Here is a 25,959-nt window from a genome sequence, read left to right as displayed (position 1 = left end):
CTGTTAAAAAAGCTTCCACGCGTTCGGGAAGCTTTTAGTTCATATGTACAGTACATTATTTACAAGCGTTAGCCTATATAAACGAACCACCAATTCTTTATTGCCGAGGAAATAAGTGGCGTATGTTCGAACATCGCTTTTGCCAGCAATGAATGACCTAATGAGTTTTGAATGACTTCAACAGGAAGCATCGCAAGTAAAGATAATAAGAAAAAGATGATGACATAGAATTCAATAAAGCCTAGTCCAGCGCCAATCAGACGTGCGCCAAAACCAAGGATCGGAATATGCTTGATAAAGTCTAGCATGGAACCAACTAATTGCAAAACTAGCTTCATTCCGACAAAAATCAAAATAAATGCGATCAACCGGTAAAATGTCATATCCATATCCAAGTTTTCAAACGTCCAGCTCAGTGAATCTACTGCAGTCGCCCCTGGATATGGTATCCATAATATTAATTTTTCTGCAAATGGCTCGTAGAACTTATACGCCACGATTACCGATACAATCAATCCTAACATATGGATAAGCTGTACGATGAATCCGCGTCTAAAGCCTGCAATCAGGCCGCCTACAAGCAATAAAATAATGAGTAAATCTATCATGTTTTGCCCCTCAACCCTTCATATTTTTCACTTCTTGTTCTAATTCTTTTACTCTGTCTTGTAGTTTCAGAAATTCATGGACACTATTTACCGCTGTTAGAACAGCAATTCTCTTGCTGTCGAGGTGTCGATTATGCTTATTGATTTCGCGCATTTTTTCATCAACGAGCGAGGCTACATAACGCACATGTGCAGATGGTTCCGTACCAACAACCGTATATGTTTGTCCGTAGATATCAACTGTCACTCTTGCTCTTTTTTTGTCCGCCATTTTTACGCCCTCCCTCTTAAAACCCTTTTATAATCATACCATGAAAATCAATAACTTGTGAATCAATTATGCCTCATATTGACACGAGGTTCGGATTTCAGACATTATTTTTCATTAGAAATTCTAGTTTCAGGTATACTGAGTACTAGATCATTTCAAGGAGTGGGTAAATAAGTGAGTAATCAGGTCATTGTTCTATCTGAAAAAGAAATACCAGAAGTAGTTCGCTTCTATGAAACAAATAAAGTCATCCGTAATGCGCCAGGTGTCGTTTTCGCAGCCAAAATTGCTGATACATCTATCACCGTCTATCGGTCAGGTAAAGTATTGTTTCAAGGTGCAGGTGCTGATAGAGAAGCTGCACGTTGGGGGACTATAGGAACTGTAACGAAAGTGACACCTTCTGGAGCAAAAGGAGATACGTTACCTGCAAATTTCGCATCGGCATCCGTACTTGGCTCTGATGAGACAGGTACTGGAGATTTCTTCGGTCCTATCACTGTAGCTGCTTGTTTTGTTAGTAGTGACCAGATTGAATTGGTGAAAGAACTAGGAGTAAAAGATTCCAAACAACTTACAGATGCGTATATGCAGCAAATTGCTGAGGATTTGAAACAAGTTGTTACCTACTCGGTGTTGACGCTTGATAACGTCAAATACAATGAAATCCAAAGTAAAGGATGGTCGCAAGGTAAGATCAAGGCTATTCTTCATAACCAAGCACTTCAGGAAGTACTCGACCAGATGCTTCCCGTTTTACCGGAACATATTCTCATTGACCAGTTTGCGGAGCGACGTGTCTACTATAATTATTTAAAGGATGAATCTAGTATCATTCAAGATAAAGTACTTTTTTCAACAAAAGCTGAAAACCTCCACGTATCGGTAGCGACAGCCTCTATACTCGCACGGGTTGCATTCCTTGAAGCTATGGATCAATTAAGCAGTCAAGCTGGTGTAACATTGCCTAAAGGTGCTGGACCCAAAGTTGATCAAATAGCTTGTCAAATCATTCGTAAAAAGGGAGAGCCATTTCTACACACTATCACGAAAGTACATTTCGCCAATACACAAAAGGCATTGAAACTCGCTTACAAAAAATAATAGGACTACAGTAAAATGAAGCAGGCTACCCGTCAGAAAACTGATAGGTAGCCTGCTTATTTATTATGAACGAAGTTGTGCGTTCGCTTGTACAGTTAATGCGTCCAATACTTTACTATGTGCCTTGACGACGTCTTCATCCGTTAACGTACGCTCGGGATCAAAGTATGTTAGAGAGAACGCAACGGATTTTGTTCCTTCCTCCACGTTCTTCCCTTCGTATAAATCAAACAACTGAACTTTCTTCAGTAAATTACCGCCTGCTTGCTCGATAATTTTCTCCAAGTTCGCAGCAGATGTGTCTCGATCGACCATTAAAGCAATATCACGAGAGATGGAAGGATAGCGTGGAACGGCTTCATACAACAGCTCTTCCGTTGCAGTTTGCATAATAGACTGCAAGTTCATTTCCATGACATATGTTTCTTGCAAGTCACGTTGATTTTGCACAGTTGGATGCACTTGACCAATGATCCCTACTGACTGATCGTCCAACCATATTGTAGCTGTCCGTCCTGGGTGCATTTGCTCCACAGTCGCTTTTGTGAATTGTAGTCGTTCAAGCAAACCTAACTGCTCAAATAATCCTTCTACAATTCCTTTCATAACGAAGAAATCAACTTTTTTCGTTTCGCCTTGCCATGCATGATGAACCCATTTGCCAGTCAATACGGCTGCAACATGTTCTACTTCTTTCGGCAAACCGTCTTCTTCGATACCTAGGAAAACGGATCCTGTTTCGTAAAGTGCAATCGAATCATTCCGGCGAGCCACGTTATACGTTGCAGCATCGAGAAGGTGTGGAATTATGCTTTGTCGAAGAATACTGCGTTCTTCACTCATCGGCATAAGCAATTTCGTTACAGGAGCTGTCTCCAGTGCGAAAGCTTGCGCATCTTTTGGTGAAGCCAATGAATACGTCAAAGCTTGCGATAGACCTGCCGCTTCTAGGAATCTGCGGACAATGCGACGCTTCGACTGATAAGGAGTCAAACCGCCTGGTGTGCTTTCTACAATTGGTAGTGTTTTTGGGATTTCGTCATAACCGTATAGACGTGCAATTTCTTCAATCATATCTTCTTTGATTTTCAAATCTTGACGTCGAGTCGGGATATCCATTACGAGTTGGCCGTTGATTAATTCTGTCGGGATTTGCAAACGGTCCATAATCGTTTTCATTTCATCCATAGCGATCTTCATACCTAAACGATTATTTACGTAGTCCGGTGAAAGAATAATTTTCTCAGGCGTTTTGTCGAGTTCGTCGAACATAACCGATCCTTCAAGAACTTCTCCCCCCGCCAGTTCAGCCATCAATTGTGCTGCTCGCTCTGCTGCTTCTGCTACACGATTCGGATCCACACCTTTTTCAAAGCGTGTGCTTGCATCACTGCGTAGTCCTACTTCTTTAGATGTTTGACGAACAGAACCTGGTGCGAAATAAGCTGACTCAATGACAACAGTAGTAGTACCTTCATACACTTCTGAATTAGCGCCGCCCATTACACCCGCAAGTGCAACCGGCTCGTTGCCGTTTGTTATTACTAGTTGATAATCATGTAAAGTACGTTCTACTTGATCAAGCGTCACCATTTTTTCACCTTCACGAGCATGACGCACGACAATCTCTTTCGTTTGAAGACGGTCATAGTCAAATGCATGAAGTGGCTGACCATATTCCATCAATACATAGTTCGTGATATCGACTACGTTATTATGCGGTCGAATACCCGCAGACATTAACGTGTTTTGCAACCACTGAGGTGATTCTGCAACTTTGACGTTCTTCACTACTTTTGCCACGTACATTGGGTTGTCTTCAGCTGCTTCTACAGAAAGCTTCAAAACGTCCTGAGCTTTTTCTGCGGACGCTGTATAGGATATTTCCGGCAATTTAATATCTTTAGACAAAATCGCCCCTACTTCATACGCAACACCGAGCATACTCAGTGCGTCAGAACGGTTTGGTGTTAAATCAAATTCCAAAATACGATCGTATAAGCCGAGATGCGTCAATGCGCTATCTCCAGCACGGACATCGTTTGGTAACACATAAATTCCTTCTGCGTACGCTTTTGGAACCAACTTTCCTTCGATACCGAGTTCTTGCAGTGAACAGATCATGCCGTTAGACTCTTCACCACGAAGTTTCGCTTTCTTAATTTTCATTCCACCAGGCAAGACTGCTCCTGGACGTGCGACAATAACATTTTGTCCTTCTGCGATATTTGGAGCTCCACAAATAATTTGCGAAATCTCTCCACCTACATCGACTTGACAGATATGTAATTTATCCGCTTCAGGGTGTTTTACACAGCTATTCACATGTCCAATAACGATATTGTCCATACCGAATGAACGATCAATGATGCCATCTACTTCGATTCCAGCACGAGTGATTTTTTCTGCCAGTTCTTCTATAGAAAGTTCATTCCAGTCTACGTAATTACTTAACCAATTTGTTGATACTAACATCAATATTCCTCCTTATGCCTCTGACCGGTGGAATTGTGAAATAAACCGAATGTCATTTGTATAGAAATGACGAATATCTTCCACTCCGTATTTTAACATCGCAATTCTTTCCGGCCCCATGCCGAATGCAAATCCTGTAACTTCTTCTGGGTTGTAGCCAGCCATTTCCAAAACGTTTGGATGGACCATACCCGCTCCTAAAATTTCGATCCAGCCTGTTTTCTTACAAACGTTACAGCCTGATCCGCCACACTTAAAACAAGAAATATCCATTTCAACCGAAGGCTCAGTGAATGGGAAGAAGCTTGGACGCAAACGAATTTCACGCTCAGCACCGAATAATTTCTTCGCTAATAAATCAAGTGTGCCTTTCAAGTCGCTCATGCGGATATTTTCGCCCACAACGAGGCCTTCAATCTGTGTGAATTGATGAGAGTGCGTCGCATCATCCGAGTCTCGGCGGTATACTTTACCTGGACAAATAATTTTGATTGCAGCGCCATCTTTTACTTCCATCGTACGAGCTTGTACAGGAGACGTATGTGTGCGCAATAAAATGTCCTCTGTAATATAGAAGGAATCTTGCATATCACGAGCCGGGTGACCTTTTGGCAAGTTCAATGCCTCAAAGTTGTAATAATCTTTCTCTACTTCGGGTCCTTCAGCGATTTCATAGCCCATGCTGATGAAAAAGTCTTCAATTTCCTCTACTACGCGTGTTAATGGATGATGATTACCAAGTTCTACTGGACGGCCTGGTAACGTAACATCAATCGATTCATTTTCCAGTTGTTTTTGGATCGCTTGTTGTTCGAGGATCTCTTTACGTTCCTCAAGGATTGCCGTTACACTTTCTCGGATTTCATTGACGAGCGCCCCCATCTTCGGACGTTCTTCAGCGGGTAATTTACCCATTCCTTTTAATAGATCGGTAATCGGACCTTTTTTCCCAAGATACGCTACGCGTACATCGTTTAATTCTTTGACAGTATGGGATTCTTGGATTTTCAGCATTACTTGTTCTTTCAGTTCATGCAACTGTTCTTTCATGTTTACTTGCTCCTCTCTCTATTTGGCGGCTACATAGCTAAACTTTCCGGAAAACAAAAAACTCGCCCCTATAAAAGGGACGAGGTCGATTTCGCGGTACCACCCTGATTAGTTTGCATCAAAAAACGACGATACAAAATCACTTAAATTGGAATAACGGTCCTATGCCGGCACGCCTTTACATGTCTGGTCCGAGCGTGCAGCTCGCGGGGTGAACTTCAATGGAGTATCGTTTTCCACACTTTCAGTCAAGGTGTGAAATCCCTGATAACGCGTCTGTCCATTTACTTTTCCCGGTCATTGCTATTTTCTTTCATTCGTCTTCTAGTATACCGTAAATCGTTTACGCCTTCAATAGCGATGTCATGGCTGACGTAGTGTGTAAAGTAATATTCCAGTTGCAACTGCTACATTCAGCGATTCAGCTTGACCGTATAACGGAATTTTCACTACATGATCAGCTTGAGCCAATAGTTCGCCATTGACACCACTTCCTTCATTTCCTACAAGTAGTGCAAATGAAGGTTGTGCTTCTAATTCGTTCAGAGAAACAGCTTGCTGTAAACCTGTGCCGATGATTGGAACCTGATGGGTCTTCAACCGATCTATCCAGACAGTCAACTCTTCACGTACTACAGGAATGTGGAAATGAGAACCTTGCGCAGAGCGAACCGTTTTCGGGTTGAACGGATCTGCACATCCCTTACCTAAAATTACCGCATCAAGACCTGCCGCGTCTGCGGTGCGAATCATCGTACCGATATTTCCTGGATCCTGTACAGCATCAATTAGCAACACTTTCTTCCATTGATGCTGATCTGCTTCCTCGTATTGAGGCTGTCTACAATACGCAAAAACACCTTGTGTTTGTTCTGTTTCAGAAATTTCCTTAGCAACTGCAGCTGTCAGTTCAATAATCGGTGTAGTCCAATGTGCGGGAATTTCAATATCTTCACGCACAAGTAATTGAATTACTGAATCCGGTTGTTTAAGAGCTTCTTCAACAAGGTGGAATCCTTCCACAACAAACTCTTTCGTCTGATCTCGTTCCTTTCGAGTCGTAACTAATTTCTTCCAATGTTTGACTAATGCGTTCTGAGTTGATTCAATTCGTTTATTCAAGAGGCTGAACATCCTTTTTTCTTTTCAGTGTATCAAATCAACGTATATTTAGCGACTTTTGTGGAAAAGATACTACTAAAGGAGGCTGGCACAAATGAATTTTCAAATTCGCGATGCAATTTCAGCAAACATGACAAACAACAGCTCTACTGACGTACGAAGTGTAATTGACGATGCCATACAACGAGGAGAAGAGCACCTATTACCAGGATTAGGTGTATTTTTCGAGCAACTATGGAAACGTTCCGATGAAAAAGAAAAAGCAGAAATCACCAACGAACTATCCGAAGCATTCGCACAAGCACAATAAAAGACCAATAAAGAAAAGATAAACCCTTCACATTGATTTAAACTGTGAGGGGTTTATCTTTTGAACTATATTTTCTTACCATCGCACTTTTCAGAAAAAAATGTTAGTAGACCGCAGGGAAACGGTGCACTCGCGTGTCTTTTACTTCTTCGTATAGTGCTCCTTCAACTGATCACGCAAAGCTGCCTTCAAAAACTTTCCGACAGACGTCTTAGGAATCTCCTTGACAAACAAAATTTCATCCGGAATCCACCAACTTGCAAACTGCACCTTTAGCGAATCTTTCAACTCCTGTACCTTCGCGTCATCCTCCGCCACATTCTCGTTCAACACCACACAAGCCAGCGGACGTTCCATCCATTTCTCATGCGGAACTGCAATCACCGCTGCCTCATACACATCATCATGTGACATCAACGCGTTCTCCAAATCGACTGAAGAAATCCATTCGCCACCACTCTTGATCAGATCCTTCGTACGATCCGTCAACTTCAGATAGCCATCCTCTGTCATCACCGCAATATCTCCTGTATATAGCCAACCATCTTTAAATGCTTCTTCGGTACGCTCATCTTTATAATATTCACTCGCAATCCATGGGCCTCTAACAGTCAACTCTCCCATCGTTTCGCCATCCCACGGTACTTCTCCATTTTCATTGACTACACGAATATCAAGTCCCGGCATGACCAGACCTTGCAACGCACGTCTATCGATCCTCTCATCTGTTGTCAAATTATCCATGGAAGAAGTTAGCACTGATAAACTGACAAGCGGTGAGGTTTCCGTCATGCCATATCCGACAATGAATGGCACTTTGTATTTCTCTTCAAATGTACGTATTAAGCCTTTTGGCGAAGCCGAGCCACCACAGACAATACCACGCAAAGAAGAAATGTCTCGTGGACTCTGCTCCAACTCTTTCAATACAGCGAGCCAAATCGTCGGAACGCCTGCTGTAATTGTTACCTTTTCGCTTTCAATTAAATCGAGAAGTACAGCCGGATTAAACCCTGGTCCCGGCAAGACTTGTGTCGTACCGTAGAAAACACCCGCGAAAGGTATTCCCCATGCGTTGACGTGAAACATTGGTACAACAGACATGGCAATATCCCGTTCACACACACCCATAGCATCCGATAATCCGAGTGCATAACTTTGTAGAACTAATCCCCGGTGCGTATAAATAACGCCTTTTGGCAATCCTGTCGTAGCTGATGTGTAGCACAGGCCAGCTGGAGTATTTTCATCCAAATCTTGCGGATAGTCGTACTCATCTGACGCACTTTCTAACAGCGCTTCATAAGAATGCACATTTTCTAATGTAGTCTCAGGGATATCTTTACTGTCCCCCATGATCACAAAATGTTTTACCGACTTTAACATCGGTGCCATTTTTTCAAGATGAGGGAAAAACTCCGCATCCACTAGCAAGATTTCGTCTTCTGCGTGATTAATAATATACATAATATGTTCAGGCGATAGTCGAATGTTGATCATATGAAGGATTGCACCCGTACAAGGCACCGCAAAATAAGCTTCTAAATGCCTGTGATGATTCCAAGCAAACGTACCAACTTTCGTTCCATGCTTCATTCCTAACTGTGTCAGGGCATTCGATAGTTTACGTGTTCTTTTTGCCCATTCACGATACGTGAAACGCTGTATACACTGTTCTCCTGTTCGCGAGATGACCATCTTGTTTGGAAAAAACCGTTCTGCCCGTGTGATAAATGTAGATAGAATCAATGGTGTTTGCATCATATCCATCCGCTCCTCTTTCGTTAGAAGTGAAATTATCAATCCGTCGTGCATGTTCCAAAGCATGTACTATTCATTTCAATGAAATCGATGCGCAGATGGAATGATTCTCAGGATGTACTCTATGCGCGAACAAATAACTCTATGAATACTTACTAACGTTACTTTCTGAATATAGTATACACATTATCAAACTATTCTGTCTATACAATTCGGTAGTATATCGCTCATCCAATTTTTTGCCGTGTCCAAAAGAATGCATCTACACCAAAAACAGTTAGTGTGCCGAATACAATAGACCAAATAGCAAGGCTTAAAAGCAACCAGAAGGCGGTCTGCGATTTAGATGAGCCTAGAGCAAGTGCGAGGAATGCTGCCAGATGAGAGCCAATCAGAACGGGTCCAAGCAAAGCTAGACCCGGGATCCCAAAGCGTTTCCAAATTTTCTCCGCACGAGCTGTACGCTTTGACGGAGTTTTCCCGTCGGTTTTCTTTTTGCTTTCCCACCATGTTTTTAATTTCTGAAAAACCATAATTTCAAGTATTATAGTTAACGCGTTTCCCGCAAAACCAACCACAACGGCAGTCGCTATGGACATACCACGTAGAATCCCCAAAGGAACCGCCACCAATACTTCAAATCCCGGTGCTGCACCTGCAAGAAATACAAATAAATATGTAATCAACTATTTTCCTCCCCTATTTCGATTCCATTCAGTATATCAAACGATAGATAGTAGAACATAAAAAAACTGCTTTCCAAATAAAAAGGAAAGCAGTTCATCGATTGATTATAGTAAAGATGCAAGAATCGCTTTTTGTGCATGCAGACGGTTTCCTGCTTGTTGGAATACATACGAGTTATTACCATCGATTACGGAAGTCGAAACTTCTTCTTCACGGTGTGCTGGCAGACAATGTAAGAACACATAATCTTTTTTCGCATGACAGACCAATTGATCATTGATCTGGAAATCTTCGAAATCGACCAGACGCTTTGCCGCTTCTTCTTCCTGCCCCATACTTGTCCAAACATCCGTATAAATTGCATCTGCATCTGTGGCAGACTCAATTGGATCGTACGTCGACGTCACGCTTCCACCAGTTGACTCAGCAATTTTCTTCGCTTTTTCAAACAAACCTGAGTGATATTCATAGCCTTTAGGTGTCGCCACAGAAACGTGCATGCCCATATGCGCACCAGCAATTACTAATGAATGTGCTACGTTGTTCCCGTCTCCAATGTAAGAGAGTTTTAAGCCTTTCAAATCGCCTTTCACTTCTTTGATTGTTAGTAAATCCGCCATCGCTTGGCACGGGTGAAATAGATCAGTCAATCCGTTTATGATTGGAACTGAAGTATGTTCTGCCAACTCTTCCACCATTTTATGAGATTTCGCACGGATCATCACACCGTCTAAAAACTCGGATAATACTTTCCCTGTATCTGAAACAGATTCTCCGCGTCCAATCTGCAAATCACGTGCATTCATGAACAGACCATGTCCGCCTAATTGAATCATGCCCACGTCGAATGAAATACGGGTACGAGTGGAGTTTTTCTCAAATATCATGCCGAGTGTCTTACCCGCTAAGATGGCCGGTGTCTTACCTGCCAATGTATCTTGCTTCATGTCATATGCCAGTTGTATGAGATACGCGATTTCCTCGCTAGAATAATCGAGTAATGTTAAAAAATCGCGTCCTTTTAAACTATCTTTGTTTATACTTGTAGTTGTTTGATTTGTCTTTACCATTTGTTGATCCCCTACCATCCATTTGAAGTGTGTATAAACTAGTATACAATTGTATATTTATGAAGTCAAATGAATTTTTATAACTTTTCATATTATTTCATTAAAAAACAGCGATGCATTTTCGGCACCGCTGAATGGATCGTAGAGTTTATTCGAATGTAATGTTTTTCACTGCATCTGCGTCCAGACGCTTAACAATTTCAACTAACAATTTAACTGTATTCTCAAAGTCTTTACAGTGAAGCATTGCCGCATGACTATGGATGTAACGAGTTGGGATACAAATAGCCAATGTAGGGATTCCTGTTCCGCTTACGTGGATGGAGCCACCATCCGTTCCGCCGCCGGACATCGTTGCAAATTGATACGGAATATTTAGCTCTTCTGCTGTATCGACTACGAAATTACGTAATCCTCTATGAGAGACCATCGAAGCGTCATACAACAAAATCTGTGGACCGTCACCCATTGTACCAACAGATTCCTTTGCTGTAACGCCCGGTGTGTCCCCTGCAATTCCTACGTCAACTGCAAAACCGATATCCGGCTGAATTTTATTCGTCGCTGTTTTCGCTCCACGCAAACCAACTTCTTCTTGAATAGCCCCTACACTAAACAAACGGTTCGGGTGCTTTTCATCCTTCAACTGCTTCATCACTGCAATAGCGATGGCACAGCCGATACGATTATCCCATGCTTTTGCAAGCAAATAATTTTCATTTTTCATAACCGTGAATTCGAAATACGGTACGATCATATCTCCTGGGAGAACGCCCCATGAAAGAACTTCTTCTTTTGACTCTGCGCCTACATCAATGAACATGTCTTTAATATCGACAGGTTTCTTACGAGCTTCAAGTGGCAAAATATGTGGTGGCTTTGAACCAATCACTCCAGTAATCGTCTCGCCTGAACGTGTCACGATAGAAACGCGTTGTGCCAGCATAACTTGTGACCACCAGCCACCTACTGTCTGAAAGTAAATGAAGCCTTTATCATCGATTCTCGTCAACATGAAGCCTACTTCATCCAAGTGTCCCGCAATCATAATCTTCGGCCCGTTTGCATCGCCTTCTTTGCTAGCGATCAGTGAACCGAGTCCGTCATGATCGATTTCGTCTGCATATGGTTTGATGTGCTTTGTCATAACATCACGTGCTTCGCGCTCATTGCCCGGAATTCCTCGTGCATCTGTTAATTCTTTTAGCATCTCTAACGTCTCATCTAGTTTCATAAAAGGTTTTGCCTCCTCATTCTACATTCCAAAATACCTTTTAGGTATTACAATAATTCTTTACGAATAGCTGCAGGTGATTTAGGCGATAACAAACCCGGTGCTATATCATAAACTGTCTTCGCCCCAGTATCGCCTTTTTGCTGCAATTTATAAGCCGCTCTTGCATATGCGACTAGGACACTTGATGTAAATTCGGGATTGCTATCTAATTTCAGTGAAAACTCTATAACTTGATCTGTGTGCTTACCCGTGTTGCCACTTCGAATAACGAAACCGCCATGTGGCATCTTCGCATGGTCAAGACGAAGTTCTTCTTCCGTAATAAAATGAACGATCGTATCGTAATCTGCGAAGTAGTCAGGCATAGTAACAATCGTTTCACGTACTTGATCTGCACTAGCTCCTTCTTCAAGAACGACATAACATTCACGTGTATGTTTATCTTTTGTCGAAAGCTCAGGATGCTCACCGTTACGCACACGATTAATCGCGTCCTCAGCCGGCAATGTGTACTGAACGCCTGCTTTCACACCTTCAACACGACGGACTGCATCGGAGTGACCTTGGCTTAAGCCTTTACCCCAGAATGTATAAGTTTCACCTTCAGGCAAAATGGATTCACCCATTAAGCGATTGATCGAAAATAACCCCGGATCCCATCCGACAGAAATGATCGCTGTAGTTCCAGCCTCTTTAGCTACTTCATCAACTGCCGCGAAATACTCTGGAATCTTCGCATGCGTGTCAAAACTATCTACTGTTGTAAAGTGTTTTGCAAGTGCTGGCCCTTGTTCTGGCAAGTCATTTTTAGATCCACCACATAAAATCAATACATCAATATCTTCTGTAAATGATTCAATTTCGTCCAGCTTATGAACAGGTACTTGCTCTGATAGTAATTGTACGTCTTTAGGCTCTCTGCGCGTGAATACGCCAACTAACGTCATATCTTTATTTTGACTGATAGCCGACTCTACTCCACGTCCTAAATTACCGTAACCAGCGATTCCTACTCGAATTTCTTTCGTCAAGATCACTCATCCCCTTTTGCTTTCTTGTTTACGTTTCTCATTTTACCGCGAAGGATGATAGATTGCGAATATTTATCTTATTTCCGACAGAAGACTCCCGCTTCAAGGAATGAATTGGGCACGGCCCTATGAGTAAGCGGGAGATGTATGTCGGTTGGCGCTAGCCAAAAAGTGTACCAGTCTGCTACAATAGGAACATACATTCTCTATGATGGAGGTGCACTTCATGCTGATTCACAAAGCGTTTCGGTTCCGAATCTATCCAACGAAAGAACAGCAGATGTTGATTGCCAGAACCATTGGCTGCAGCCGGTTTGTCTTTAATCACTTCTTGTACAAGTGGGAACACACCTTTAAGGAAACCGGCAAAGGGCTTTCATATGGCATCTGTTCTGCTGAATTAACGCAATTAAAAAAGCTAGAAGATACGATTTGGCTGAATGAAGTCGATAGTATTGCTCTTCAGTCTTCCTTGAAAAATCTAGCGGACGCTTTTGCAAGGTTTTTCAACAAACAAAATGCTATACCACGCTTTAAATCGAAAAATCATCCTGTTCAATCGTACACAACCAAACAAACGAACGGTAATATCGCCATTGTCGGCCATGCGATTAAACTCCCTAAGCTCGGTTGGGTAAAGCTCGCCAAAAGTCGAGAAGTAGATGGACGAATCATGAATGCGACCATTCGACGTACTGCCACTGGAAAATATTTTGTGTCCGTCCTGGTGGAAACCGTAATATCCGAACTGCCTAAGACCAACTCTGCAGTTGGGATTGATGTCGGATTGAAGGATTTCGCTGTCTTGTCAGACGGAACGGTATGCGAAAACTTAAAGTCCTTTCGCTCGATGGAGAAAAAGTTAGCGAAAGCAGAGCGGATTCTTTCAAGACGGAAGGAATCGGCTCGTAAGAGGAAGTGTCTATTGAGCGACGCGAAAAATTATCAGAAACAACGGATCGTAGTCGCACGCATCCACGAAACGATCGCCAATAAAAGAAAAGATTACTTGCATAAACGATCAACCGAAATCATCAAAAACCACGATGTCATCGGAATCGAGGATTTGCAAGTAGTGAAACTGCTCAAAAATCCCCAATTGGCGAAAGCGTTCAGCGACGTGAGTTGGTCGCAGTTCCGTTTTATGCTGGAATATAAGGCGAAATGGTATGGCAAACACGTGGTAATCGTTGGAAAAATATTCCCGTCCAGCCAGCTTTGTTCGGGATGTGGGGCTAGAAACCAAGACGTGAAGCATCTTGCCTTGCGTGAATGGGACTGTCCGAATTGCAGATGCCATCATGACCGAGATCTGAACGCAAGTATAAACCTTAAAAACGAAGCCATCAGACTTCGAACCGCAGGGACTGCGGGGATCGCCTAATCCATAACTAGTGGTTACGCTGGTATTCTTAGGAATCTCCCTCTTCTAAACGCAGTGAAAGTGGGAGTAGTTCAACTTTGAGCAGTTCGGTTCAATTCGAAAAGTTTCATGGTAAAATAGATAGTAGTTGAATTATTTGTAAAGTAGGGATCTTTTATGCGCTTTTTTGTCTATCTAATTGTTTTCTTCTCGTTCTTTGATTTATTTTCACAATTACCAGTCATAAGTCCGTTTGCTACAGGTCTCGGTGCTTCCGCTTTCATCGTCGGATTATCTGTCGGTATTTACTCGTTTGCTAATATTTTCGGTAATATCATTTCAGGTATTTTGACAGATCGCAAAGGTCCATTCTATATTCTATTATTTGGTTTGTTCACGTCGGCTTTGTCGTTGTTCTCATATGGATTGATTTCTGGTTCTGTTTCATTAATCGGCATTCGATTTGTACACGGTTTGACGGAAGGTTTGATCATTCCAGCTGCCTTCACGTTTCTTGCTAACGGTTCCGAACGTTCCAAGCGTGGTAGAAATGCTGCGATCTCAGGTGCGTTTGTTGGGCTTGCTGCTATTTTCGGACCTGCGTATAGTGGAATCGTTTCCGTTAAGACAAGCGTCGTGACCATTATGGCGATTAATGGCGTCTTCATGATTCTGCTGACAATTGGCGCTGTAATATTTTTACGTTCCTTTACATACGTAAGAAAGGTGAAGACAGCAAAACAAAAAGCGGTAAAGCCGTTAGCGTTTTTCCGTCATCCTGGTATCATCCGGGCATTCCTTGGCGCGTTCTTCCTGATGTTCTCACAAGGCGTGTTGGCATTAGTACTTCCACTAAAAGTAGAGTATCTTCAGTTTGATGCGAAAACGACTGGCATGCTCTTGAGTATTTTCGGCCTAGTCGCTGTGTTGATTTTCGTTTTGCCAATCAACCGTATTTTTGATATCGCCCGTCCGATGGTCACGTTGGCAATCGGCTTGTTTTTGATGAGTGGCAGTATGTTGTTCTTATCACAAGTTGACGATCTATCATGGATGATGTTGGCGATGGTGGTCTATGGAACTGGATTCGCCTTCTTGTTTCCTTCTATCAACTCGTTGCTTATTGATTCCACGGAACCCGAAACTAGAGGGAAAGCGTACGGATTCTTCTATGCGTTCTTCTCCTTTGGCGTTGTAATAGGATCCAGCGCTATCGGTATATTGGACTTGGAATTCCATCATGCCTTTATGCTGGCAAGTGCCATTCTGTTGATCGCGGCCATTTTCACATTAATCGGTCTGCGAAAAGATACCCGGCCCACAGAGTATAATCGACCTGCTTAATATATTTTATGCGAATAGGTATGTCCATCGAGGTCACATGACGTCAACGGGCATACCTTTTTGTGTGGTGTAAGGTCTTGAATGTAGTGTTTATGACCAAGCCAGTTAGGCAGTGAGTATGAGAAAATCGAAGCTCTAGCTGGGGATGCCTTCCGCCAAAGGAATCCAGAAACAAAAAAGAAGATGCCACAGGAAGTCGTTGCTTTACGACTTTCTGGACATCTCCTATTTTACGCCTGCTGTGTAGAAAACGAATCGATAATATCGAGGAATACTTCCCCATACCGTTCAAGCTTTGTTTCGCCTACCCCTTGTACGGTCAATAGCTCTTCATTAGTGGCAGGCATTTTGGCTACCATATCCCGCAATGTCTTGTCCGAGAAAATAACGAATGGCGGGACACCTGCTTCTTGTGCCAGTTTCAAGCGCATCGCTCGTAGTTCGTTGAATAACGGATCGTCTTTAGCGACGACGGTTGTTACCATCTCGCCTTTACGCCAGACTTTTACTTTTCCTAGTAAGACATCTTTCCCGTCTTCACTAACAAAAATAGTCGGGTACGGTCCACTTTCAACTTGTAGGTAATTCTTTGAAATCAAAAATTCGATGAAATCTGCCACGTCTTTGGCATTGCGTCCTTTCATCAATCCATATGTCGATAGCTCATCAAAGTTCAATTCTTTGAGCTTCTTGTTTCTCGATCCTGTCAGCACTTGCGCAACCATCGTCTTACCGAACCGTTGCCCCATACGAATCACACAGGAAAGCACTTTTTGTGTATCAACTGTTACATCAAACTGTTCGCGCGTGTCGGTGCAGTTACCGCAACGACCACAATCTTCGACATCATCTTCGCCAAAATACTTGATGATATGTTTTTGCAGACAGCCTTCCGTATGGCAGTAATCTACCATCACTTGCATCTTTTTGATTTCATTCGATACACGGGAAGGATCCGGAGACTGTTCGATGAGGAAGCGTTGTGTCAAGACGTCTTGCGAAGAGAATAGCAAATAGCAGTCACTGTCGAGCCCATCACGCCCTGCTCTTCCAGCTTCCTGATAATAACTTTCCATATTCTTCGGCATTTGATAATGAATGACGTAGCGAATATTGGATTTATCGATCCCCATACCAAACGCGTTAGTTGCGACCATCACGCGTGCGTCCTCCATGATGAACCGGTCTTGTTGCTGTTGGCGTTCATAGTCCGGTAATCCTGCATGATATTTCGCAACTGGAATACCGTTTTTCTCAAGCAATAAATATACTTGCTCGACTGCTTTTCTAGTCGCAGCATAGATAATTCCTGCCTCATTTTTGTTTTTCCGCGTGTACTCTTTAACGAATTGATCCCGATTTTGAGCTTTGACCACTGAGAATATTAGATTACTCCGTTCAAAGCCCGTGACAACACGGCTAACAGGAGGTATGTGTAATTGCTGGCATATATCATCCTGTACCTCAGGCGTAGCCGTGGCGGTCAGTGCAAGAATAATAGGACGGTTATTCAAGTAATCAAAAATACGGTGGATATTTCGGTAACTTGGACGGAAATCATGTCCCCATTGCGAAATACAATGCGCTTCATCAATTGCAATCAGGGGAATCGTCATTTTTTGCAATTGGTTGAGAAAGGATTCGGAATCCAGTCGCTCAGGAGCAACATACAACAGCTTATACTTTCCTTCGAGCGCATTATCCATTGTGCCAAAGTATTCTTCTGAAGATAGCGTACTATTAATATACGCCGCCGGTATACCCAACTGATGCAATGCATCGACTTGGTCCTTCATCAAGGAAATCAGCGGCGAAATGACAAGAACAGTTCCGTCCATCGCCAATGCTGGTACTTGATAACAGACTGACTTACCGCCACCTGTCGGCATTACGCAAAGTGAGTCATCACCTTGTAAGACTTGATCAATCACTCGTTGCTGCCCTTCTCGAAATGCTGAATAACCAAAATACTTATCCAATATATCTAATGGATTTTGAATGATCGCCACCCCCTTCCCTACGTCATTAGTTTTTATGATTGAAATAATAAGCGCTCTTCTTCTCGGCTATGTAATTCATTCACTACAATCAAACCGTTAAATTTCTGCATAATTTCAGTTGTCACGGTTGGATCTCCCTCACGTAACGCCTCAATGTCTGTAACGAGTATTCGCATCAAATCATGGTCGCGTGTTAGCTGGATAATATCTCGCTCCAGCTCAGGCTTGTCTTCCATTACTTGTTTATAAAATCCTTCTTCTTCGGCATCCGCATGACTAATAACACGCGTCTTCCAATAATCTAGTAAATGATCGCAAGTTTGCTGAGCCATTTCTGTTTCACCTTGCTCTACATATTCTATTAGCTCATCTGTTTTCATGATGGCTCCAGAAAGACCACCTTCATGAATCGCTCTATGTGAATGAAGCTGTCTTAATGCGGGACCTGACATACGGACCACTCCTTCTAGTTTTCCTTAAGCATAACAGAATTCTTGAGTCAGTGACAGCTTCATACAATGAAAAGAGCCTCACAGAATCATTCTCTGTAAGACACTTTTCACACTTTCGCTATACGAATCCGACTAACCATAAGCCATGCGAGTATGCACATATAAATCACAAAGTAAGGTGCAATCAAATACGGAACTGCAAAATAACTCAAGGTAAGTAAAACACCGGCTACTGTTATAGGCATGCCATAATAGGAACCATCGAACTCTTCTACGTTATAGCGGGCTAAACGGACTGCGCCTGCTAAAATATAAAAAATCACAGCGGACAAACCAATCCACATCGTATCAGACAACGCGGTGTCATAGAGTAGAATAGCAGGCGCTACACCGAATGAAACTAAATCGCTGAGTGAATCAAGTTCTTTACCAAATGCCGACTCTGCATGATAATGCCTAGCTACCATTCCGTCGAACCGATCAAATAATGCAGCGAAGAATATGAACATCAAACTCATATGTGCATGACCTTGAAGCACAAGTAAAATCGCTATAATCCCTAAACACAAATTAAAAAGTGTTATGATATTCGCCAATTGGGATTTGAGTTTAGTATAATCAAAATATCTAAATGAAAACAAGTTTCAGCCTCCTCGTACACTTCTTTAGTATATGCTTTTAATGAAAGGAAGAAAAGATGAAAACACGTATTTTTAAATCATTTGTTGAATTAACCGGGTCACCAGTCAGTTCCGCTTTGCTTAAACAAGTAACTACCTCACGCATTAGCAAACCGCTAATTAAGCCTTTTGCGTCGTTCTATCATATTCAAATAGACGAAGCAGAATACCCAATTGAACAATATACTAGTCTCAATGCCTTCTTTACTCGTTCATTACAAACTGGCAAAAGATTGATTGATAGCAATCCAAAGACTTTAATCTCTCCAGTTGACGGTGTGTTGAGCGACTCTGGCATTATCGATACACAACAACAATTTTGTGTGAAAGATAAAACATACAGTCTAGCTTCACTGCTTGGTGACGCAGATAAAGCCTCTCGCTATACGAATGGCTATTATTATCTATTCTATCTTTCTCCCAGACATTATCATCATTTCCATTATCCTATTTCCGGAACGCTAGTAAATCGCTATGCATTAGGTTCTACCTCGTATCCGGTAAATAATTTAGGAATTCGTATGCGTAACGACGTATTTTCTTCCAACCATCGAGTCATTTCGGAACTCTCAACTGACTTTGGACAAGTAGCAATCGTCAAGGTTGGTGCCTTAAATGTAAACAGTGTCCGCATTGCGAATTCTGAAACTACTTGTGTAAAAGGTCAAGATTTTGGTCATTTTGCATTTGGATCTACTGTTATTTTATTCATTGAACAGAATGACGCATTCAAGCCAGAAGAAGTGCCTTTTACAGAAGTTCAAGTTGGTGATAGGATCGGAAAGTGGCAATCATAAGTAGATGAAGTGCGTGTAGCATTCGCCGGTTATTTAACTTCAGCAAGTACATTCCAGTTTGTATTCACAATTGTTTTCACACTATCTGGAGTTATGGTCGGCACATTGTTTACTTATATGATTGGCAGAAAACTTGTAAACCATTGATTCATCGTGTTGGAAATTACTTATTCCTTACGCCACATCATATGCACAAGATTAAGCGATGGTTTATGATCTATGGCTCCTGGACGGTGACATTCGGATACTTTGTTCCAGAGATGAGCGGGATAAACGATATGTCTCGTTTGCTACACCCGGCGTAATCGTTTCAACTGCAATTTGCTTGCTACTCGGCTATTTCATACATCTACCTGCTTTCTAGGCGATAGTGAGATGAAAACAACGAGCTTAGCCGATTCTCTATATCCAGAAACTAAAACGACGATGTCTTCTCTGTTAAAGAAATGACATCGTCGTTTTTTATAACCTGTTTATGATAGGCACTAAAATGTAATCAGATTATATACCTTGATCCAATGCATACAACTGACGATACCTCTCATTCGTAGCTAATAACTCTTTATGTGTCCCGTTCATAATGACTTCACCATGATCCATGAAAATAATACGATCCATTTTCTCCATGCCCATTAAGTGATGCGTAATCCATACGACCGTTTTACCTTCTAGAGAGTGATGAAGTGTTTCTACAAGAGAGTGCTCTGTTACTGGATCCAATCCAACAGTTGGCTCATCCAAAATGACAACTGGCGTTTGTTTCAATAAAATTCGTGCCAGTGCAATCCGTTGACGCTCTCCACCCGAGAAGCGTTGTCCTGTTTCTTCCATTTGAGTGTTCAAACCTTCAGGAAGTAATTTCAAATACTCATACAAACCGACTTGTTCAGCTACCAATTGTACGTCTTCTAAAGTAGCCGATGCGTCGCCAAGTTTTATGTTATTCAGAACTGTTGTGGCAAAAAGATAAGGCTTTTGATTCAAGACGCTCATGATTTCATAAATAGAGTCTCCATAAAGAGATGCAGATCGTTCATTGACATGTACTTGTCCGCTTGTCGGCTGCACAGTGCCTACTAATAACTGTATAAGAGTGGATTTTCCTGCGCCGCTCTTTCCAAGTACTGCAACTTTTTCGCCTGGTTGAATCGCAAGCGAAATATTCTGTACCGCATTTTCTTCCTGGCCTTCATAACGATAACTGACATTGTCGAGAACTATAAAAGCTTCATCTACACTACCTAGCTCCATTGCGATTTGTTCCTCTGCAGTGTTTTGCTGATGAATAGTGTCAATTCTCTGTAAAGAAGCTTCATAAGCAGGTAAACGTTCGATCGCGAATGAAACAGGTATCAAGCCTTCTAAAATCGGCAGCGTAACCAATGTAAATGCTGCGATATACGTGGGTGCCAACGAACCAGTTGCGGCTTGCTGTCCTGCCCAAATACCGACGACTAAGACCAGTAGTCCAGAAAAAATTTGCAATTGCATCGTACGAGATTGTTGCCAATACGCTAGTTTTTTATCAACGGCATGACTCGCATGACTTTCCTCTCTAAATGAAGCTAGAAATTGTTCTTTTCTGCCGCTAATGATCCAATCTCGCAAACCAAAAATACCTTCTGTCATCGTATTATACAATTGACTGTGAAGTTTTTTCGATTGTAGCTGATTTTTCTTCATCATATAGAGTGAAAGCATTGGATAAACAAACGTCACGATCGCTAGTAACAAGGCCATAATGAGCGCGAATTTCCAATCATAAACAGCCAATACAATTACAGAAAAACTGAATAAGAATAAACCGATGACCGTAGGAAACAGCGTACGGATATACACATCCTGTAAATGTTCAATATCATCCGCTAGTGCACCAAGTAAATCTCCCGTTTGAAAACGCGAACGAATGAATAATGCTTGCGGCTCCAGTACGTGATAAAGCTGCACCCGCATATCGGCAATAATTTTCAATACCGCATTGTGGCCGAGCAGACGCTCTACATATCGTAAGGCAGCACGCGAAATACCAAATGTCCGAACTGCCACAATCGGAATATAAACGAGTAATATTGTTTCAGGCCTTTCCGATGTACGGGATATTAAATATCCAGATGTAAAGGTCAACATCGCAGCAGAAAGTATTGTCAGTGTTCCAAGCAGTATAGTCGATAGTATCGTTTTATTATATTTACGGGCATAGGGAAGTATATGTTGTTGGTACAAGTTCATACAGCATGCCCCCTTCCACGCGCTTCAAGTAAACGACAGTAGGCTCCGTCTTTGTGCAATAATTGTTCGTGAGAGCCCGTTTCCACCACTTTACCATTTTCTAGTACTACAATGGTATCCATTTCCTGCATCCAATGAATGCGATGGGTAGCAAACACCACGAGTTTATCTTCTAGAAGCGGTAACATCATTTGCTTTAATTCATGCTCTGTTTCAATATCCAAATGTGCGGTTGGCTCATCGAATAATAAAATTTGACGACGTTGTAGTAACGAACGAGCGAGCGCAATCCGCTGTTCTTCTCCGCCGCTCAGAACTCTTCCACCCGCTCCGATCCGTTCTTCATAACCTGCCGGGAATGTTGCGATCAACTGATCAAGACCCACACGCTCCGCCGCCTCTTGTACTTCCTGCAATGTAGCATCTGGTTCATAAAAGCGAATATTTCCCATGACAGTATCCGGGAAAATCGTAGGATGTTGTGGAATATAGGCAATTTGTTTTTGCCAATCAGCGGTCGCTAGGTGCGGTACTACTTTTCCATCCAGTATGCAACTTCCATCAGTCGGTAGTGTGAAACCTGATAAGACATCAATAAGTGTTGATTTCCCTGCTCCTGAATGACCAATGACGCCTACTTTTGTGAATCCTTGTAACTCTAAATCCAAACCTTCAAAAATTGTTTGTTCATTAATTTTGACTTCGACATTGCGTAATTCTATCTTCGACACGTCGTTCCAAGCAGCAATCGGTGAAACCATCACTGGATGAACAACTGTTTCCTCTTCTAAGATACTGTGGATTTGTAAGCTTGCATCCTTGCCGTCAGCTGTCGCATGGAAGTCATTCCCTAACTCTCTAACAGGCGAGAAAAATTCTGGCGCCAGAATCAAAATAGCAAGAGACGGTTCAAGAAGAATTTGTCCATTAATCAATCGCAAACCAAGTTCAACCGCCACTACCGCTACAGAAAGACTTGCAAAGAAATCCAGTGAAAACGAAGATAGAAACGCATAGCGCAACGATCGATTCGTCGCAATACGATATTTATTACTGACTATAGCAATGGATTGCTCATGCGCTCGGCTACGCCCTAAGTATTTCAGTGTCACAATTCCCCGTAATGAATCGACAAAGTGCCGTGAGAGTAAGCGGTACGTATCCATCTGTTCATCAATTTTCTTCTTAGAAACGAGTCCGATCAGAATTAGGAAAATGATCAGAATTGGCAAAACTATAATAAGTGTCACAGCCGACATAATATCTAGAGTAAAGACATATACCACAATGACAAACGGAACAATAGCCATCGCTAACGTCCGTGGTATAAGCAATTCTACATACTTTCTAAACTTCGGGACACCTTCTAAACCAAGTGTTACCAAATGTCCAGAACCATATTTCCCAACTACTTGAGGACCAAGATCAAAAATCTTCTTCAATAATTGTTGCTCATAATCCTTTGCTGTTAGATCGGCAAAGCGATACGAAATACGTTCCTTCGCCCATTGGATCACATGACGTAGACTGTTTGCTACGACAAAAATCACAAATGACCGAAGTGCTTCACTCCAGTCTGCACCTTGGAACAATTGTGTAATGGCTTTCGCTAAAAAGATCGCTTGAATCACAATGGCGATGGATTGAACTACAGTAAGTAGTCCAATCAACACCATCACTTGTTTACTTCCTTTGTATTGAAGCAAGTATTTATCCATTAGTATTCTAGATGCTCCTTATCACCTGTCAACCGTTTACGGAACACGTAATAACTCCAAATTGTATACGCCAAAACGATTGGCACCATAGTAAACGCTACGATTGTCATGATCTTCAATGAATAGTCTCCTGAAGCCGCATCTGCAATCGACATATTAAATGCAGGATCCATTGAGCTGATCATCACATTCGGGAATAGCGCGATGAAAAAGCTTGCCATGACAATGATTAACACTAGACCAGTCATCGTAAAGCTCAGTCCTTCTCGTTTTGTTTTCAAGAAGAAGAACAGTAATCCGTATAATACAACCACCAAACCATACATCGGAATCAAAATAGCTCCATGATCTGTAAAGGCATCTGTATCCAAATACGTAAAGATGATAAATAATACGAGGAATACACCAGTCAATGCGTACACTTTACGTGCTGCTGCATTTGCACGCTCTCGTAAGTCGTCTACAGTTTTCAAGCCGATAAACAGCAAACCATGCAGATACGATAACAGAACAAATGTCACACCACCAATAACTGTGTAGACATTTATAAAATCCGTAAAGCTTGCATACATGTTCATATCTCCATCAATCGGTAATCCACGAATTAAGCTCGTGAAGAATACGCCAAATAGGAATGGAGGTAAGATACTACCGATGAACACCGCCCAGTCCCATGTCTTGACCCAAGCTTTCGAATCGACCTTATTACGAAACTCGAATGCTACACCTCGTATGATGAAGGCTAGCAACAAGACAACAAATGGTAAATAGAAACCACTAAAAGCGGTCGCATACCAGTGTGGGAATGCAGCGAACATCGCACCACCCGCAGTAATCAACCATACTTCATTAGCATCCCAAACGGGTCCAATTGTATTCATGACAACTCGTTTTTCCAAATCATTACGTGCTAAGAACTTCGTACTCATCCCGACACCGAAGTCAAATCCTTCTAAGAAGATAAACCCTATGAATAGGACAGCGATCAATATGAACCAAATATCACTTAATGGCATGTCCTGCACCTCCTGTTTCAAACGGATCTGTTGCCGATACATCCTCTTCTGGCTGTTCTTCCGGACCACGCTGGATGAATTTCACGAACAATACGACCATGATGATACCGAGAATCGTATAGATGGTAGAAAACGAAATAAGTGAAAATAGAATCTGCCCTGCTGAGACGTTCGGTGAAATTCCATCAGCTGTTTTCATTAAGCCATTTACTACCCATGGCTGCCGTCCCATTTCAGACATAATCCAACCAAATGAGTTTCCTATAAACGGTAGGAAAATCCCCACTATTAGAAGTCGTAAGAACCAAACGGACTCCATAATTTTCTTTCGGAACATTAGGAATAAACCAAGTGCACCTAATCCAAGTAGTGTACCGCCTGTAACAACCATTATACGGAAGCTCCAGAATGTCGTTTTAACAGGTGGAAGATATTCCCCTTCCCCATGCTTTTCAATCATTTGTTGTTCCAATGCGTTCATACCTTGTACTTTCCCTTTAAACTCACTGTATGTTAAATAACTCAACATATAAGGTATATCAAGTCGTTTAGTTGTCTCTCGATTTTCCACGTCAATCTTTGCGAACAATGTCCATGCAGCCGGATCTCCACTATCTTCCCATAGCGCTTCTGCTGCAGCCATCTTCATTGGTTGTGCATGCATCAAGTATTGAGCTTGTGCGTGACCTGTAAACGCAATACCAAGACCTGACAACATACCGACGACTAATGAAATCGTCAAAGACTTTTTAAAGAAGTCTACTTTTCGTTTCTTAATCAAATACCACGCGCTGACACCGACTACGAAGAATGAACCAGTAGCAAAACTGCCGAAAATCGTATGTGGGAACGCGACCCATAATTTTTCATTCATCAGCAAGGCTACTACGTCATTCATTTCCGCACGGCCGTTTTGTAATACATAGCCTGTTGGATTTTGCATGAACGAGTTAGCTGCCAATATCCAGAATGCGGACATGACCGTCCCAATAGATACTAACCAAATACAAGCTAAATGTAATTTCTTCGGTAGCTTATTCCAACCGAAGATCCAAATTCCGATAAACGTAGATTCCAAGAAAAATGCTAGTAAAGCTTCAACAGCTAGTGGAGCACCAAAGATGTCTCCAACAAATCTAGAGTAAGCCGACCAGTTCATTCCAAATTGAAACTCTTGAATGATTCCAGTCACTACACCGATCGCGAAGTTGATCAGGAAAAACACACTCCAGAATTTCGTCATTTTCAAGTAGATTTCATCTTTCTTCACTACATACATCGTTTGCATGATCGCTATAATCAGTGCTAGGCCGATGGACAAAGGGACGAAAATGAAATGGAACAATGTAGTAGATGCGAATTGGATTCTCGCTAATAAGACTTCTTCCAACATTTTTGTTGATCTCCTTTCGAACTGTCTTTCTACTACCTAGAATAACGCAGAACGAAAATTAGTTCGTGAACTATGTACGATATTCCTGTTACAAATCTGCAAACTTATGACGAAATCGTCTATAAGTTATGGCGGCTTTGTAACAACACGTGAAAGATGACGGTTTTACTGACTTTTAGTAGTTTTTCTCTTATTCTCCGCGGTTTGTAGGCTAGGATTTCTGTTGTATGGGCGGATCCTT

The 25,959-nt window shown here is 42.0% G+C and carries 22 protein-coding genes and 1 other annotated feature; of the genes, 5 read left to right on the top strand and 17 right to left on the bottom strand.

Annotation, left to right across the window (positions count from 1 at the left end; genetic code table 11):
- Nucleotides 1–68: 68 nt before the first annotated feature.
- Both H605_RS0103630 and zapA read right to left on the bottom strand, forming a co-directional pair.
- Nucleotides 69–608 carry a CvpA family protein gene (locus H605_RS0103630; protein WP_029052951.1) on the bottom strand — a complete coding sequence of 180 codons (540 nt, stop codon included), beginning with the start codon at nt 606–608 and terminating at the stop codon, nt 69–71.
- A gap of 10 nt (nt 609–618) precedes the next feature.
- Nucleotides 619–879 carry a cell division protein ZapA gene (gene zapA / locus H605_RS0103625; protein WP_029052950.1) on the bottom strand — a complete coding sequence of 87 codons (261 nt, stop codon included), beginning with the start codon at nt 877–879 and terminating at the stop codon, nt 619–621.
- A 174-nt stretch (nt 880–1,053) separates the two neighbouring features.
- Here zapA and rnhC point away from each other — a divergent pair, with 174 nt between their 5' ends.
- The gene (rnhC, locus tag H605_RS0103620) at nt 1,054–1,983 is read left to right on the top strand and encodes a ribonuclease HIII (RefSeq protein ID WP_029052949.1); all 930 of its coding nucleotides are present in this window, start codon (nt 1,054–1,056) and stop codon (nt 1,981–1,983) included.
- Between the two features lie 63 nt (nt 1,984–2,046).
- Here the strand turns inward: rnhC and pheT are convergent, their stop codons facing one another.
- The 3 genes from pheT to H605_RS0103605 all read right to left on the bottom strand — a co-directional run bounded on the left by pheT (nt 2,047) and on the right by H605_RS0103605 (nt 6,642).
- The gene (gene pheT / locus H605_RS0103615) at nt 2,047–4,458 is read right to left on the bottom strand and encodes a phenylalanine--tRNA ligase subunit beta (protein WP_029052948.1); all 2,412 of its coding nucleotides are present in this window, start codon (nt 4,456–4,458) and stop codon (nt 2,047–2,049) included.
- A gap of 12 nt (nt 4,459–4,470) precedes the next feature.
- Entirely contained in the window at nt 4,471–5,508 is a 1,038-nt protein-coding gene (gene pheS / locus H605_RS0103610; RefSeq protein WP_029052947.1) for a phenylalanine--tRNA ligase subunit alpha, read from the bottom strand.
- A 72-nt stretch (nt 5,509–5,580) separates the two neighbouring features.
- Nucleotides 5,581–5,818 (bottom strand) — a binding site (T-box leader).
- Between the two features lie 53 nt (nt 5,819–5,871).
- Nucleotides 5,872–6,642, bottom strand: coding sequence for a TrmH family RNA methyltransferase (locus tag H605_RS0103605; protein WP_029052946.1), 771 nt, complete (start codon nt 6,640–6,642; stop codon nt 5,872–5,874).
- An 82-nt stretch (nt 6,643–6,724) separates the two neighbouring features.
- On the opposite strand from H605_RS0103605, the gene sspI reads away from it, so the two are divergent.
- Nucleotides 6,725–6,940, top strand: a complete 216-nt coding sequence (sspI, locus tag H605_RS0103600) for a small acid-soluble spore protein SspI (protein WP_029052945.1) — start codon at nt 6,725–6,727, stop codon at nt 6,938–6,940.
- 141 nt (nt 6,941–7,081) lie between these two features.
- Here sspI and H605_RS0103595 read toward each other — a convergent pair whose 3' ends face one another.
- The 5 genes from H605_RS0103595 to H605_RS0103575 form a co-directional block, all read right to left on the bottom strand.
- Nucleotides 7,082–8,704 carry a long-chain fatty acid--CoA ligase gene (locus H605_RS0103595; protein WP_029052944.1) on the bottom strand — a complete coding sequence of 541 codons (1,623 nt, stop codon included), beginning with the start codon at nt 8,702–8,704 and terminating at the stop codon, nt 7,082–7,084.
- Nucleotides 8,705–8,928: 224 nt separating this feature from the next.
- Complete coding sequence (locus tag H605_RS0103590) at nt 8,929–9,387, bottom strand: small multi-drug export protein (protein WP_029052943.1); 459 nt, start codon at nt 9,385–9,387, stop codon at nt 8,929–8,931.
- A 105-nt stretch (nt 9,388–9,492) separates the two neighbouring features.
- On the bottom strand, nt 9,493–10,458 hold the full coding sequence (gene argF / locus H605_RS0103585; protein WP_037561529.1) for an ornithine carbamoyltransferase: 966 nt from the start codon (nt 10,456–10,458) through the stop codon (nt 9,493–9,495).
- Between the two features lie 148 nt (nt 10,459–10,606).
- Nucleotides 10,607–11,692: a M42 family metallopeptidase gene (locus H605_RS0103580; protein WP_029052941.1), complete on the bottom strand. Its 1,086-nt coding sequence runs from the start codon at nt 11,690–11,692 to the stop codon at nt 10,607–10,609.
- Between the two features lie 47 nt (nt 11,693–11,739).
- Nucleotides 11,740–12,726, bottom strand: coding sequence for a diaminopimelate dehydrogenase (locus H605_RS0103575; RefSeq protein ID WP_029052940.1), 987 nt, complete (start codon nt 12,724–12,726; stop codon nt 11,740–11,742).
- Between the two features lie 226 nt (nt 12,727–12,952).
- Here H605_RS0103575 and tnpB point away from each other — a divergent pair, with 226 nt between their 5' ends.
- Both tnpB and H605_RS0103565 read left to right on the top strand, forming a co-directional pair.
- Nucleotides 12,953–14,110 carry an IS200/IS605 family element RNA-guided endonuclease TnpB gene (gene tnpB, locus H605_RS0103570; protein WP_029052939.1) on the top strand — a complete coding sequence of 386 codons (1,158 nt, stop codon included), beginning with the start codon at nt 12,953–12,955 and terminating at the stop codon, nt 14,108–14,110.
- 156 nt (nt 14,111–14,266) lie between these two features.
- On the top strand, nt 14,267–15,433 hold the full coding sequence (locus H605_RS0103565; RefSeq protein WP_029052938.1) for an MFS transporter: 1,167 nt from the start codon (nt 14,267–14,269) through the stop codon (nt 15,431–15,433).
- Nucleotides 15,434–15,663: 230 nt separating this feature from the next.
- Here H605_RS0103565 and recQ read toward each other — a convergent pair whose 3' ends face one another.
- The 3 genes from recQ to pssA form a co-directional block, all read right to left on the bottom strand.
- Nucleotides 15,664–17,436, bottom strand: coding sequence for a DNA helicase RecQ (gene recQ / locus H605_RS0103560; protein ID WP_029052937.1), 1,773 nt, complete (start codon nt 17,434–17,436; stop codon nt 15,664–15,666).
- A 29-nt stretch (nt 17,437–17,465) separates the two neighbouring features.
- The gene (locus H605_RS0103555; protein ID WP_029052936.1) at nt 17,466–17,885 is read right to left on the bottom strand and encodes a hemerythrin domain-containing protein; all 420 of its coding nucleotides are present in this window, start codon (nt 17,883–17,885) and stop codon (nt 17,466–17,468) included.
- Nucleotides 17,886–17,992: 107 nt separating this feature from the next.
- The gene (pssA, locus tag H605_RS0103550; RefSeq protein WP_029052935.1) at nt 17,993–18,526 is read right to left on the bottom strand and encodes a CDP-diacylglycerol--serine O-phosphatidyltransferase; all 534 of its coding nucleotides are present in this window, start codon (nt 18,524–18,526) and stop codon (nt 17,993–17,995) included.
- Nucleotides 18,527–18,582: 56 nt separating this feature from the next.
- Between pssA and asd the strand changes: the two genes are divergently transcribed.
- Nucleotides 18,583–19,362: an archaetidylserine decarboxylase gene (asd, locus tag H605_RS0103545; RefSeq protein ID WP_029052934.1), complete on the top strand. Its 780-nt coding sequence runs from the start codon at nt 18,583–18,585 to the stop codon at nt 19,360–19,362.
- Nucleotides 19,363–19,863: 501 nt separating this feature from the next.
- Here the strand turns inward: asd and cydC are convergent.
- The 4 genes from cydC to H605_RS0103525 are packed head-to-tail and all read right to left on the bottom strand — an operon-like array spanning nt 19,864 to nt 25,715.
- A complete protein-coding gene (gene cydC / locus H605_RS0103540) occupies nt 19,864–21,591 on the bottom strand; it encodes a thiol reductant ABC exporter subunit CydC (RefSeq protein ID WP_029052933.1) in 1,728 nt (575 codons plus the stop codon).
- Nucleotides 21,588–23,309, bottom strand: a complete 1,722-nt coding sequence (gene cydD / locus H605_RS0103535; protein ID WP_029052932.1) for a thiol reductant ABC exporter subunit CydD — start codon at nt 23,307–23,309, stop codon at nt 21,588–21,590. Before cydD ends, cydC begins: the two co-directional genes overlap by 4 nt.
- The gene (cydB, locus tag H605_RS0103530) at nt 23,309–24,325 is read right to left on the bottom strand and encodes a cytochrome d ubiquinol oxidase subunit II (RefSeq protein WP_029052931.1); all 1,017 of its coding nucleotides are present in this window, start codon (nt 24,323–24,325) and stop codon (nt 23,309–23,311) included. The genes cydD and cydB overlap by 1 nt, the downstream gene beginning before the upstream one ends.
- Nucleotides 24,312–25,715 carry a cytochrome ubiquinol oxidase subunit I gene (locus H605_RS0103525; protein WP_029052930.1) on the bottom strand — a complete coding sequence of 468 codons (1,404 nt, stop codon included), beginning with the start codon at nt 25,713–25,715 and terminating at the stop codon, nt 24,312–24,314. Before H605_RS0103525 ends, cydB begins: the two co-directional genes overlap by 14 nt.
- Nucleotides 25,716–25,959 lie beyond the last annotated feature (244 nt).

This window comes from Sporosarcina ureae DSM 2281 (assembly GCF_000425545.1).
GTDB classification, from domain to species: Bacteria; Bacillota; Bacilli; order Bacillales_A; family Planococcaceae; genus Sporosarcina; species Sporosarcina ureae.
This window is presented reverse-complemented; position numbering and strand designations above follow the sequence as displayed.